The 13,156-nt window shown below is 65.8% G+C and carries 9 protein-coding genes; 5 read left to right on the top strand and 4 right to left on the bottom strand.

All coding sequences use genetic code 11. The annotated features are described in order from the left end of the window. Positions 1-112: 112 nt before the first annotated feature. Complete coding sequence (locus J6500_RS14105) at positions 113-2,023, bottom strand: M3 family oligoendopeptidase (RefSeq protein ID WP_225713312.1); 1,911 nt, start codon at positions 2,021-2,023, stop codon at positions 113-115. A 142-nt stretch (positions 2,024-2,165) separates the two neighbouring features. On the opposite strand from J6500_RS14105, the gene J6500_RS14100 reads away from it, so the two are divergent. The 3 genes from J6500_RS14100 to mepK all read left to right on the top strand — a co-directional run bounded on the left by J6500_RS14100 (position 2,166) and on the right by mepK (position 8,121). Beyond that, positions 2,166-3,656: a sigma-54-dependent transcriptional regulator gene (locus J6500_RS14100; RefSeq protein WP_225713311.1), complete on the top strand. Its 1,491-nt coding sequence runs from the start codon at positions 2,166-2,168 to the stop codon at positions 3,654-3,656. Positions 3,657-3,965: 309 nt separating this feature from the next. Continuing rightward, positions 3,966-6,224 (top strand): L,D-transpeptidase family protein, encoded by a 2,259-nt coding sequence (locus tag J6500_RS14095; protein ID WP_225713310.1) that lies wholly within the window; start codon positions 3,966-3,968, stop codon positions 6,222-6,224. Positions 6,225-6,489: 265 nt separating this feature from the next. Next, entirely contained in the window at positions 6,490-8,121 is a 1,632-nt protein-coding gene (gene mepK, locus J6500_RS14090) for a peptidoglycan L,D-endopeptidase MepK (protein WP_225713309.1), read from the top strand. Positions 8,122-8,203: 82 nt separating this feature from the next. Here mepK and J6500_RS14085 read toward each other — a convergent pair whose 3' ends face one another. From J6500_RS14085 to J6500_RS14075, 3 genes are all read right to left on the bottom strand, one after another. Beyond that, positions 8,204-9,967 carry an adenylate/guanylate cyclase domain-containing protein gene (locus tag J6500_RS14085; protein ID WP_225713308.1) on the bottom strand — a complete coding sequence of 588 codons (1,764 nt, stop codon included), beginning with the start codon at positions 9,965-9,967 and terminating at the stop codon, positions 8,204-8,206. Between the two features lie 112 nt (positions 9,968-10,079). Further along, positions 10,080-10,352: a DUF2312 domain-containing protein gene (locus J6500_RS14080; protein WP_225713307.1), complete on the bottom strand. Its 273-nt coding sequence runs from the start codon at positions 10,350-10,352 to the stop codon at positions 10,080-10,082. A gap of 227 nt (positions 10,353-10,579) precedes the next feature. Then, complete coding sequence (locus J6500_RS14075) at positions 10,580-10,882, bottom strand: DUF1244 domain-containing protein (RefSeq protein WP_225713306.1); 303 nt, start codon at positions 10,880-10,882, stop codon at positions 10,580-10,582. A 248-nt stretch (positions 10,883-11,130) separates the two neighbouring features. Between J6500_RS14075 and J6500_RS14070 the strand changes: the two genes are divergently transcribed. After that, the gene (locus J6500_RS14070) at positions 11,131-11,685 is read left to right on the top strand and encodes a DUF1036 domain-containing protein (protein ID WP_225713305.1); all 555 of its coding nucleotides are present in this window, start codon (positions 11,131-11,133) and stop codon (positions 11,683-11,685) included. Further along, positions 11,682-13,118, top strand: coding sequence for a pyruvate kinase (pyk, locus tag J6500_RS14065; protein WP_225713304.1), 1,437 nt, complete (start codon positions 11,682-11,684; stop codon positions 13,116-13,118). The genes J6500_RS14070 and pyk overlap by 4 nt, the downstream gene beginning before the upstream one ends. Positions 13,119-13,156: the final 38 nt, after the last annotated feature.

The following is a 13,156-nucleotide window of genomic DNA, read 5'->3' as shown; positions in this document are numbered from 1 at the left end:
CGTGGTCCCAATCGGGCGATTTGGAACGCCGATTAACCCCATTCCGGCTTGGCGGGGGCCGAACTCCGTCCAACTCCCCCCGATCGCCCCGGCAATCCCGCGGCTTGCCGCCTCAGCCCATCGCCTCCAGCTCGTCGATCATGCCGGCGATGACGGAGAGGCCGCCATCCCAGAACTTCGGGTCCTTGGCGTCGAGCCCGAACGGCCGCAGCAGCTCCGAATAATGCTTGGTGCCGCCGGCCGCGAGCATGTCGAGATAGCGCTCGGCGAAGCCTTCCGAGGCGTGCTCGTAGACCGCATAGAGCGAGTTCACCAGGCAGTCGCCGAACGCATAGGCGTAGACGTAGAACGGCGAATGGATGAAGTGCGGGATGTACATCCAGAAGGTCTCGTAACCCGGCTTGATGTCGATCGCGGGACCTAAGCTCTCGCCCTGCACGCTGAGCCAGATCTGGCCGATCCGCTCGGCGGTGAGCTCGCCGTTCCTGCGCTCGGTATGGATCGCCCGCTCGAATGAATAGAACGCGACCTGCCTGACTACGGTGTTGATCATGTCCTCGACCTTGCCCGCGAGCAGCGCTTGGCGCTGCTTTGCGTTCTTGGTCTGCGACAGCAGCCGCTTGAAGGTCAGCATCTCGCCGAACACGCTGGCGGTCTCCGCCAGCGTCAGCGGCGTCGGCGCCATCAGCGCGCCGTTCCGCGCCGCCAGCACCTGGTGCACGCCGTGACCGAGTTCATGCGCCAGCGTCATCACGTCGCGCGGCTTGCCCTGGTAATTCATCAGCACATAGGGATGCGCCGACGGCGTGGTCGGATGCGAAAACGCGCCGGGCGCCTTGCCGGGCCGCACCGGTGCATCGATCCAGCGATCGCTGAAGAAGCGCTCGGCGATCTCCGCCATCCTTGGCGAGAAGCCGCGATACGCGGTCAGCACCATGTTGCGCGCCTCGGGCCAGGCGATCATGCCCGATGCCGCGAACGGCAGCGGCGCGTTGCGGTCCCAGTGCGGCAGCTTCTTCTTTTTGAACCAGCCGGCCTTCAGCGCGTAATAGCGATGCGACAGTCTCGGATACGCCGCGCGCACGGACGCGACCAGCGCATCGACGACCTCGCGCTCGACGCGGTTGTTGAGATGGCGGGCGTCGGCGACATCCTTGAAGCCGCGCCAGCGGTCGGAGATCTCCTTGTCCTTGGCGAGCGTGTTGGTGACCAGCGCGAAGGTGCGCTCATTGTCCTTGAAGGTCTTGGCCAGCGCCTGCGCCGCGGCCTTGCGCTTGTCGCCGGCCTTGTCCTGCAACAGGTTCAGCGTCGGCTCGATCGCGAGCTCCTTGCCGGCGACCTTGAAGCGCAAGCTGGAAATGGTCTGATCGAACAGCCGGTTCCAGGCGGCGTAGCCGCTCTGCGCCTTCTCGTGGAACAGCTGCTCGACGCGGTCCTCGAGCTGGTACGGCTTGTCCTTGCGGAGGTCCTCGATCCATGGCCGGTAGTGACCGAGCGCGGGCTCGGCCATCGCGCGCTCGATCACGTCGTCGTCAATCCGATTGAGCTCGAGCGAGAAGAACAGCAAATGCACCGACGCCGCGGTCAGCCGCTCCGACACGTCGCCGTAGAATTTCGAGATCGCGGGATCGACGCTGTCGCCGGCGTGAACGAGGCCGGCAAAGGAGCCGAGGCGGCCGGCGAGATCGTCGATCGCCTCATAGCGCCTGACTGCCTCGGCCAGCCACTTGCCGCCGCCCTCGCCAGCGGTATTTTCGGCCAGCTTGCCCTTGTAGTCGGTCTCAAACGCGACGCAATCGGCATCCATCCTCTGCAGGTCGCGCGCCACTTCCGGCGCGTCGATACCGGAATAGAGGTCTGCCAGATTCCATTCGGGCAGCTTGCCGGTCTTGCCGGCTGCCTTGACCGCAGACGTCCTGGCTGCCGGCTTCTTGGCCGCCGGTTTCTCGATGGCCGGTTTGCGTCGAACCGATTGCGTGCGGAGAGCAGACTTGTTGACGGCGGATTTGGAGCGCGAGGTCATCTTGTTCAGAATCCTACTTCAGACGGAAAGACGGCGGCGGCAGCGCAATGAGTGCGGAATTGCAACATTTAAGAGTGCGTTAATCGGCATCGGCGACAGTGCCCCGATTCGAGACAAATAATCGTAGCGTGCGGGGAAAACCATGGCTGCCACCATTTTGATCGCCGATGACGACGCCGTACAGCGCCGTTTGGTTGAAAACATGGTGCAGAAGTGCGGCTATGAGCCCCTCGTCGTCGACAGCGGCGATGCGGCGATAGCCGCCCTGACCGCACCCGAGGCCCGGGCCATCGACGCCGTCGTGCTCGACCTCGTGATGCCCGGCCTCGACGGCCTTGGTGTCCTCGCAAAGATTCGTGAAGCTGGTTTGAACATCCCGGTCATCGTGCAGACTGCGCATGGCGGCATCGACAACGTGGTGTCGGCGATGCGCGCTGGCGCGCAGGATTTCGTGGTCAAGCCGGTGGGCTTCGAGCGGCTCCAGGTGTCGCTGCGCAATGCGCTGAACGCCTCCGCGCTGAAGGGCGAATTGCAGCGCATCCGGCACAGCCGCGAGGGCCGGCTGACCTTCTCCGACATCATCACCCGCAGCGAGGCGATGGCCGGCGTGCTGCGCACCGCGCAGAAGGCGGCGTCCTCGACCATCCCCGTGCTGATCGAGGGCGAGTCCGGCGTCGGCAAGGAATTGTTCGCGCGCGCCATCCACGGCAGCAGTGAGCGCAAGGCCAAGCCGTTCGTCGCGGTCAACTGCGGCGCGATCCCGGACAACCTCGTCGAGTCGATCCTGTTCGGCCACGAGAAGGGCGCGTTCACCGGCGCCACCGAGCGGCATCAAGGCAAGTTCGTCGAAGCCCATGGCGGCACGCTGTTCCTCGACGAGGTCGGCGAATTGCCGCTCGCCACGCAAGTGAAGCTGCTGCGCGCGTTGCAGGAGGGCACGGTCGAGGCGGTCGGCGGCCGCAAGCCGGTCAAGGTCGACGTCCGCATCATCTCGGCAACCAACCGCAAGCTGCTCGACCTCGTGAAGGGCGGCCAGTTCCGCGAAGATTTGTTCTACCGCCTGCACGTGCTGCCGCTGACGATCCCCGCGCTGCGCCAGCGCCGCGAGGACATCCCGCATCTGCTACGGCATTTCCTGGCGCGGTTCTGCGCCGAGGAGAACCGCAGCATCACCGGCATCAGCGGCGAGGCGATGGCGCATCTGTCGCAGCTCGACTGGCCCGGCAACATCCGCCAGCTCGAGAACACGGTGTACCGCGCCGTGGTGATGAGCGACGGCGACCAGCTCGGCCTCGCCGACTTCCCGCAGGCCACCGCGCATGCCGTGCCCGAAGGCAAGTCGCTGCAGGGCGAACCGCTGGTGGTGTCGCCCTCGACAGCGCCGGCCATGCTTTCCGGTAATGAAATACCTCAAACGGTCGCTTTGCCGGCGGCAGGCAGCCTCGCGATGCTGAACGCGTCCGGCGACGTCCGCCCGCTGGAAGATCTCGAGAACGAGATCATCCGCTTCGCGATTTCGCATTACCGTGGCCAGATGTCGGAGGTCGCGCGCCGTCTCAAGATCGGCCGCTCGACGCTCTATCGCAAGCTCGATGAGACCGCGGCCGGCACACGCACGAGCGACGCCAGCTAGGGCTGGTCGCCGAGCACATCACACAGGGGAACCGTTTGAACCGTGGCTTGGCGGTGACAGACAAAGGCTGTGCCGCGTGGCAAAAACACACAGCCCGAAATGAAATCAGGCATTTCGAGGTCAGTTTGTCGTGAGTTGCCCCGCATGGCGCTGGCTGCATGAGAGGGGCGTATGTATCGTCTGCGTTGTTGCGTGCAGGCGTGCGAGTCGATCGAGAAGGCCGGCGCTTTCCGCGCAAGCTGTGAAACCAAAATCTGATTTGAACTGCTCCAGACAAGGCGGGGCAGTTTCACCCAAGGGGGTGTGACAATGCGTGACTGTTCGAACGACCGTCGGGGATTTGACCGCGTATTGATGGCCGTCGCGGCAACCTTCCTCACGGTGTCCGTGACCTCAGCCCACGCGCAGGACGCTCCCCGCAGCAGCGCCGCAGAACTCGCGATCGACGCCGCGATCCCGCGTCCCGAACCCGCCAACGTGCCACCGCCGACCGCTTCCGATTTCAAGGCGGACACCACCGCCGCGCTGCCCGATGCCGCGAAGGCGACTGACGCCAAGCCGACTGACAGCAAGCCGGCCACTGCCCAGACGAACGAAGCCACGCCAAGCGATGCGAAGCCGGCCGAGCCAAGCACCGCGAAGGCCACCGAGCCGCCGAAGCCGGCCGATGTTGCCACCACGCCGCCGGCTGACAAGCCCGCTGATGCGCCGAAAACGGACACTGCAGTGGCGCCGCCTGCCGCAACCGCGCCGGCCACCGCGACTGCGCCCGCCGCAGCTCCCGCGACGGCCGCGGCGCCCGCTGCCGAGCCCGTCAAGGCTGCGAGCAACGTGCCGGCCGAGGATCAGCCGGTCGCCGACAAGCTGCGCGAGCTGCTCGCCAGCAAGACGCTGCGCACCTTCGACCGCAAGAACGAAAAGCCGGCCGCCGAGAAATTCTATTCGGCGCGCGAATACGCGCCGGTCTTCACGCATGGCGGCAAGCTGACCGAGACCGGCAAGGGCGTCATCGCGCGGCTGAAGGACGCCGCCTCCGACGGCCTCGATCCGGCCGATTATGCGGTGCCGGATTTTGCCGCCGCGACCACGCCGGATGCGTTGGCCGAGGCCGAGCTGAAGCTCGCCGCCAGCATGCTGGATTACGCGCGCCAGGCGCAGAGCGGCCGCATGCACTGGTCGCAGGTGTCGGGCGACATCCTCTACCCCGAGCATCCGATCGATCCGGCGGAAGTGCTCGCCACCGTCACCAGCGCCAAGGACGCCTCGACCGCGCTCGACGGCTACAACCCGCCGCACAAGCTCTACAAGGAGCTGAAGAAGAAGCTCGCCGAACTGCGCGGCCAGGGCAACGGCCCTGTCATCACGATTGCCGAAGGACCGGCGCTGAAATACGTCGCCGCGAAGAAGAAGCAGCCGGCCGCCGAGATGGACGATCCACGCGTGCCGGATCTGCGCAACAAGCTCGGGATCACCGAGAATCCCGACAGCACCACCTATGACGCGACGGTCGCCCGGGCAGTGGAGAAATTCCAGAGCAGCGTCGATCTGAAGCCGACCGGCGTGCTCGACGAGCGCACCGTGAAGGCGCTGAACAGCCCGAAGCGCGACAAGCAGATCGATACCGTGATCGTCAACATGGAGCGCTGGCGCTGGCTGCCGCGCCAGCTCGGCGCCGCCAGTGTCGGCAACGCCTATGTCATCCTCAACATCCCGGACTTCACGCTGAAGGTGATGCACAACGGCACGCAGGCCTGGAGCACGCGCGTCGTGACCGGCAAGCCCGGTCAGCACGCCACGCCGCTGCTGACCGAGACGATGAAGTACATCACGGTCAACCCGACCTGGAACGTGCCGCCGTCGATCATCTACAACGAGTATCTGCCGGCCTTGCAGCAGGATCCGACCGTGCTGCAGCGGATGGGCCTGCGCCTCGAGCGCAACCGCGACGGCTCGATCCACATTTCACAGCCGCCCGGCGAAGCCAACGCGCTCGGCCGCATCCGCTTCAACTTCCCGAACAAGTTCCTGGTCTATCAGCACGACACGCCGGACAAGTACCTGTTCGCCAAGGAAGAGCGCGCCTTCAGCCACGGCTGCATGCGGGTGCAGAATCCGGATCAGTACGCCTCGGTGCTGCTCAACATCACGATGCCGAACGAGCGCTACACGCCGGAGCGGATCCGCAGCATGTACGGCTCGAACGAGGTCGACCTGAAATTCCCGACGCCGATCCCGGTCAACATCACCTACCAGACCGCGTTCGTCGACGATGCTGGCAAGCTGCAATTCCGCCGGGACATCTACGGCCGCGACGCTGCCATGCTGTCGCTGCTCAAGAACAGCCGCGGCAAGGATCTGGAGATGGTGGTGGCCCGCTCGCAGCCGAGCTATTCGCGTCCGCCGAGCAGCAGCTTGCCCGCCGGCGTCAACGTGGCCGGCGACAACAGCGGCTGGAATAACTCCGGACCGAACTTCTTCGAGCGGCTGTTCGGAGGATTCGGACAGCCGGAGCCGCAGCCGATCCGCCGCGGTCAGGCCCAGCAGCAGCGCCGGGTGATCACCCGGTAACCTGCCGCACGGCCAGTTTCAGCTAAATTTTGAAGTGAAATCAACGATCTCGCGCCAAACGCGGGATCGTTTACGTTAACCATTATGCATCTCTGTTGGGGAATGCGGCACTTTTTTGCCACACTCAAGCGGTTAGTTAAGCCTAACTTGGGGGCGGGTCGGTAAACCTCGGTTAACCCTCCCGCTTTAAGAAAGCGTTCACCGTCTTTTGCAGGGGGTCTGCGGAAGATGCCGACCGAACGCTCGTCGACTGGGTGGGCAAATAGTGCTGGCTGTCTTCGCACGCCACATCAAACAGCTGTCTCTGCCTAGGGCCGGATACCAAGCTGGCCTTGCGACGCTGTTGTTGCTGGCCCAAGCCGGAACGGTTCACGACGCCACCGCGCTGAACGAGACGCGCACCCTCTCCTTCCACCACACCCATTCCGGCGAAGATCTCACCGTCACCTTCAAGCGCGACGGCCGCTACGACGAGTCCGCGCTGAAGCAGCTCAATCACTTCCTGCGCGACTGGCGCAACCAGGACGAGACGGTGATGGACCGTCACCTGTTCGACATCCTCTGGGAAGTCTATCGCGACGTCGGCGGCAAGCAGCCGATCCAGATCATCTCCGCCTACCGCTCCCCAGCCACCAACGCCATGCTGCGCCGCCGCTCCTCTGGTGTAGCGCGGCACAGCCAGCACATGCTGGGGCATGCGATGGACTTCTTCATCCCGGGCGTCCAGCTGGAGCAGATCCGTTTCGCCGGCCTTCGCCTGCAGCGCGGCGGCGTCGGCTTCTATCCGACCTCCGGCTCGCCATTCGTCCATCTCGACACCGGCAGCATCCGCCACTGGCCGCGCATGACGCGTGATCAGCTGGCCAGGGTGTTCCCCGACGGCCGCACCGTGCATCTGCCGACCGATGGCACGCCGCTAAAGGGCTATGAGCTCGCCAAGGCCGACATCGAGCGCCGCGGCAATGGCGACGACACCGCGACCATCGCAAGGCCGAACCTGTTCGCCAAGTTGTTCGGCGGCAAGTCGAGCGAGGACGACGAGGAAGCCGCGGCTCCGGCGAGCGCCAAGCAGGCTCCGAGCACCGTCGTGGCGGCCGCCGCGCCCGCCAAGCCCGCTGATCCGATTCCGTTGCCGCGCGCCAAGCCGCAATTCGCCGCTGCGATCCAGCTCGCCGCAGCCGATGCCCAGATCGTGCCGATGCCGAAGGCCAAGCCGGCGGCCCAGGATGCCGACAAGGCCGCAGACAAGACCGCCGCAGACAAGTCCGAGGCGAAGCCGCAATCGCCCGCCGACATCATCAACGCCCGCGGCTTCTGGGGTGACGACGGTGCCGGGCCGAAGCAGGCCTCGGCAGCCCAGATCGCGGCGCTGAAGGCCCGTGAAGCCGTCGGCGCCTCCGACCCGCAGACCACCGGAACCGCCTCCGAAAGCTTCAGCAAGGCCCTCGCCTACGCGCCCGCCGCCTCATCGCCGGTCGACCGCGCCAACATCGTCGCAGCGACCGCGCCGATGCCGCGCAGCACGCGCCCGACGCGCAATGCGCCCGCCGCTGCCACCGAGATCAACACCGTCGTCGTCAAGGGCGCGCAGGGCCAGGGCGTACAGGGTCAAGGCGTGGTCACGACGTCCGCGCGTATCTCGGCGGCCAAGGGCAACGACCTCTGGATGCGCGTCGTGATGCTGGCGCCGAGCGCCAGCAGCGGCATGCTGACCACCGTGCTGGGCGACAGCGACATGAGCCTGATGCGCGCCCATTTCGTGAAGCCGCCGGCCTCGATCGCCATGACCTTCTCGGATGATCCGATGATGGGCATGTCCTGCGACCGCTTCTCGGGCTCTGCCACGGCCACCCTGCCGACCCAGTCCTTCGTGCTGCGCACCGCGTCGCTACGCTGAACCCCATCTCAGCTCAGCCTTGCCCCCGCATCGGAAGTGCCACCTCTGCCGTTGGGAGATGTGAACCGGGACCGCCGATGCTTCAAGCCGGCAGCCCGGCCTTGAGCAGACCTGCCTCATAGCGGGCCCGGTCGACATCGCGCTTGTAGTGCTGGGTGGCCAGATGGGTGGCGACCGAGAAGGTCGGCTCGCGCTTCAGCACCTCGGTGGCGTGCGCGGCGGCCGCCACGGCGTCGCCCATCTGCGCCAATGTCGCGGCGAGGAAGGCGTGATGGGTGTGGTCGGGCCGCGTGATGCGTGAGAACGCGTCGGCGGCATCGGCGTATTTCTCGGCGCAGTAGCAGGCCCGGCCGAGATGGCTCCAGAAGCGCTCGGGGTGGAACGGATTGAGCCGCATCGCCCGCCTGATCCAGTCAATGCCCTCTTCCGGCCGGCCGAGCCAGGTCAACAGCTCGCCCTGCTGCACGACGACGAGGTCGTAGTTCGGGTTGAGCGCGAGCGCACGTTCCTGGTGATAGGCCGCCTTGTCGTGATCGTCGCGGTTGAGATTCAGCGCGGCGAGGATCCGGTGCACGTCGCTGTCGTTGTCGTCGAGCTTGAGCGCGATCTCGAGCTCGGCGGCGACCTGCGCGAAGGTCGCGTCGCGGTCGGCGCACCAATTGTAGACCCAGGTCTGCCCGAGCACGCAGGCCCGCCAGGCATGCGCATGGGCATAATTTGGGTCGAGCATGATCGCCCGCTCGAGCAGGCGCTGCGCTTCCGCATTGTCGTCGCGCGCCGAGCGATGATGCAGCACTTTGGCGGCGAGCACGCACTCATAGGCCGCCATGTTGTCGGTCGGCTTGCGCTTGACGCGATCATGGGCGGCGGCCTCGACGCGGCCCGGCAGGGTCGACACGATGGCGCGGGTCATCTCGTCCTGGATCGCGAAGATGTCGGCGAGCTCGCGGTCATAGCGTTCGGCCCAGACGTGGCGGTCGGCCTCGGCGTCGATCAGCTGCACCGTGACGCGGATACGCCCTCCGGCCTTTCGCACGCTGCCCTCCAGCACGTAGTCGACCGCGAACTCCTTCGCGACGTCCTGCACCTTCACGGCCTTGCCCTTGTACACGAAGGTGGAGTTGCGCGAGATCACCAGCAGGTCGTGGAAGCGCGACAGCTCGGTGATGATGTCCTCGGTGAGGCCGTCGGCGAAGAACTCCTGCTCGGGATCGCCGCTCATGTTGGCGAGCGGCAGCACCGCGATGGAGGGCTTCCTGGCGCCCGGGGGCGCTGCTTTGCCCGCAGGTGGCGCGGAAGCCGCCCCTGCCTCCGATGCGAGGTGGACGCGGAAGACGCGGATCGGGCGGGCGATGTTCTTGACCGTCTGGTCGCCGAGATCCTCGAAGCTGAGGTTTTCCAGCCGGTCCCCGACCTGGTCGCGGACTGCGCCCGAGATGCAGATGCCGCCGGGCTCGGCGAGCACCTCCAGGCGCGAGGCGACGTTGACGCCGTCGCCGAAGATGTCGCTACCGTCGACGATCACGTCGCCGAGATTGATGCCGATGCGAAACTGCATCCATCGTCCCGGCGCGACGTCGGCATTGCGCTTAGCCATCCGGCGCTGCACCTCAGCCGCGCACAGTACCGCATCGACGACGCTGTGGAATTCGACCAGCAGGCCGTCGCCGGTGGTCTTGATGATGCGGCCGCGATTCTTGGCGATGGCCGGATCGATCAGCTCGATCCGGTGGGTTTTCAGGCGCGCAAGCGTACCGGTCTCGTCGGCCTCCATCAGCCGGCTGTAGCCGACCATGTCAGCCGCGAGCACCGCAGCGAGCCGGCGCTCTGGTCCTGGCACATCCATCTGCGATCTGCCCGGTTACCTCACAGGCAGTCTAGCAAATCCTGGGAATTTCCCCAAGCGATGAAACCAGCGGTGAAACCGGCGCCATGGCCGCCAGAGGCAGCTGGCCGGCTCAGAGCATCCCGAGCGCCTGCATGTAGGTTTCCAGGATGGTTTCCTGCTCCTGGCGCTCATTGGCATCCTGCTTGCGCAGGCGCACGATGGTACGCAGCGCCTTGACGTCGAAGCCGTTGCCCTTGGCCTCCGCATAGACGTCCCGGATGTCGTCGGAGATGGTCTTCTTTTCTTCTTCCAGCCGCTCGATGCGCTCGATGATGGATTTGAGCTGGTCCTTGGCAAATCGCGTTGCGGGCTCTTCCTGGACGGCGGCAGACGACATGGCCATCGCGTACTCCTGAACTGGCATTGAAGATGACGCGAATACGCGTCATGCGCACCGCTTGCTGCGGGCGACCCTCGATTTTGGGGCGCGTTCCGTCAAGGACACATCGCGCTCATCCACAGCGCGCCCACAGGAGATGCAAGCGAGCTTCATCGGGCGTCATCCGGGAATTCCCGGTACGCACATGCGCGGCCAGGTTCGTGCTTCGGACGCCCCGGAACGGACGTGGCTCAGTGTCCGCTCTGTGCCTTCTTCATCGCCGCCAGCTGTTCCGGCGTCGCGCTGCCTTGATATCTGGCTTTCCACTCCTCATAGGGCATGCCGTAGACCGCCTCGCGGCTCTCGTCCTTGCTGACCGCAATGCCCTTGGCGTCGGCCTCTTCCTTCATCCAGTTGGAGAGGCAATTGCGGCAGAAGCCGGCCAGGTTCATCAGATCGATGTTCTGGACGTCGGTCCGGTTCTGCAAATGGCTGACGAGGCGCCGGAACACCGCCGCCTCGAGTTCTGTTCTGGTTTTGTCGTCTACGCCCATCGCCATCATCCCACTGTGTGATCGCCATCATATTGATCTGAAGTAGGAATTGTCACAGATTTTGCCATATCGCCGCGCAATACGGGCCCGCCCCGGCGGCAGATGCTACGGTCCCGCCGCATCACAGATGTGCGCACGCCGTTGACAGTAACTTGCCGGCACGCGAAATCGTCAACGATTTGATATAGCTTCGCCGCATGAATCCGACAGATTCCCCCGCTTCAGCCCCCCAAATCACGCGCCTCGCCATGGCCGGCGTGCTGCCGATGCTGGCGCTTCTTGCGGCGTGCCTATGGACCAGCCCGGCGGCGGCCGATTTCCGGCTTTGCAACAATACGTCCAGCCGGGTCGGCATCGCGCTGGGCTACAAGGATGCCGAGGGCTGGACCACCGAGGGCTGGTGGAACGTGTCCTCGCGCAGCTGTGAAACACTGCTGCGCGGCAATCTGGTCGCCCGCTATTACTACATCTACGCGCTCGACTATGACCGCGGCGGCGAATGGTCCGGCCAGGCCTTCATGTGCTCGCGCGACAAGGAATTCACCATCAAGGGCACCGAGAATTGTCTCGCGCGCGGCTATGACCGCACCGGCTTTTTCGAGGTCGATACCGGCGAGCAGCGCGCATGGACCGTCCAACTGACCGAAGCCAACGAACAACAGCCGCAGAAGGTGCCGGGAATGCCGGGCGGCGTCGGGCCAGGAGGCCCGCCGACGATGCCGACCCTGCCCAACCCGCCGGGCGCAGCGCCTCCGGGCGCGTCTGGTCTGCCGCCAGCCGCAACGCCCGGAAACAAGCAATGAGACGACTGCGCCGCATCAAGATCCTCGCAACCCTCGGCCCGGCCTCCTCAGACAGCGCAATGATCCGCAGGCTGTTCGAGGCCGGCGCTGACGTGTTCCGGATCAACATGAGCCACACCCCGCATGACAAGATGCGGGAGTTGGTCAAGACCATCCGCAACGTCGAATCGAGCTACGGCCGGCCGATCGGCATCCTGGTCGATCTGCAGGGGCCGAAGCTGCGGCTCGGCTCGTTCGAGAACGGCTCGACCCAGCTCAACAACGGCCAGTCGTTCACGCTGGATTCCGACAAGACGCCGGGCAACAACAGCCGCGTGCAGCTGCCGCATCCGGAGATCCTGGCCGCGCTGCGGCCGGGCCATGCGCTGCTGCTCGACGACGGCAAGGTGCGGCTGATCGCCGAGGAGACCTCGCCCGAGCGCGCGGTCACGCGCGTCGTGATCGGCGGCAAGATGTCGGACCGCAAGGGCGTCAGCCTGCCCGACACCGACCTGCCGGTTTTGGCGATGACGCCGAAAGACCGCGCCGATCTCGAAGCCGCGCTGCCCGAGGGGATCGACTGGGTCGCGCTGTCCTTCGTGCAGCGCGCCGAGGACGTGCACGAGGCCAAGAAGATGATCCGTGGCCGCGCCGCCGTGATGGCCAAGATCGAGAAGCCGCAGGCGATCGACCGCCTCGCCGACATCATCGATGCCTCCGACGCACTGATGGTGGCGCGCGGCGATCTCGGCGTCGAGCTGCCGCTGGAGCGGGTGCCGAGCCTGCAGAAGCAGATGACGCGGATGGCGCGCCGTGCTGGCAAGCCGGTGGTGATCGCGACGCAGATGCTGGAATCGATGATCCAGGCGCCGGTGCCGACCCGCGCCGAAGTCTCCGACGTCGCCACCGCCGTCTATGAGGGCGCCGACGCCATCATGCTGTCGGCGGAATCGGCCGCCGGCAAATATCCGGTCGAGGCGGTCTCGACCATGAACCGCATCGGCGAGGAAGTGGAGCGCGACCCGACCTATCGCGGCGTGCTCAACGCGCAGCGCATCGACCCTGAACCGACCGTCGGCGACGCCATTGCGGACGCGGCGCGGCAGATCGCCGAAACGCTCGATTTGTCGGCAATCATCTGCTGGACCTCCTCCGGCTCGACCGCGATCCGCGTGGCGCGCGAGCGGCCCAAGGTACCGGTGGTCGCGATCACGCCGAACCTCGTCACCGGACGCAAGCTGTCGGTGGTGTGGGGCGTACATTGCGTGGTCGCCGAGGATGCCCACGATCTCGACGACATGGTCAATCGCGCCGGCTCGATTGCCTTCCGCGACGGCTTTGCCAAGGCCGGCCAGCGCGTCATCATCGTCGCCGGCGTGCCGCTGCGCGCGCCCGGCACCACCAACATGCTGCGAATCGCCTCGGTGGGGCCGAACGGCGACGCCGAGATGTGACGGATCGTTCCGGGCCACGCATCGGCGTGACCCGGAAG

The sequence above is a fragment of the Bradyrhizobium semiaridum genome (assembly GCF_020329505.1).
GTDB lineage: Bacteria > Pseudomonadota > Alphaproteobacteria > Rhizobiales > Xanthobacteraceae > Bradyrhizobium > Bradyrhizobium semiaridum.
The sequence above is the reverse complement of the archived record's forward strand: the minus strand, read 5'-3'. Positions and strand labels throughout refer to the sequence as shown.

Coding starts and splice junctions, on each gene's coding strand:
- J6500_RS14105 (WP_225713312.1), bottom strand. CDS start 2,023: ATGACCTCGCGCTCCAAATCCGCCGTCAACAAGTCTGCTCTCCGCACG.
- J6500_RS14100 (WP_225713311.1), top strand. CDS start 2,166: ATGGCTGCCACCATTTTGATCGCCGATGACGACGCCGTACAGCGCCGT.
- J6500_RS14095 (WP_225713310.1), top strand. CDS start 3,966: ATGCGTGACTGTTCGAACGACCGTCGGGGATTTGACCGCGTATTGATG.
- J6500_RS14085 (WP_225713308.1), bottom strand. CDS start 9,967: ATGGATGTGCCAGGACCAGAGCGCCGGCTCGCTGCGGTGCTCGCGGCT.
- J6500_RS14080 (WP_225713307.1), bottom strand. CDS start 10,352: ATGGCCATGTCGTCTGCCGCCGTCCAGGAAGAGCCCGCAACGCGATTT.
- J6500_RS14075 (WP_225713306.1), bottom strand. CDS start 10,882: ATGGGCGTAGACGACAAAACCAGAACAGAACTCGAGGCGGCGGTGTTC.
- J6500_RS14070 (WP_225713305.1), top strand. CDS start 11,131: ATGGCCGGCGTGCTGCCGATGCTGGCGCTTCTTGCGGCGTGCCTATGG.
- pyk (WP_225713304.1), top strand. CDS start 11,682: ATGAGACGACTGCGCCGCATCAAGATCCTCGCAACCCTCGGCCCGGCC.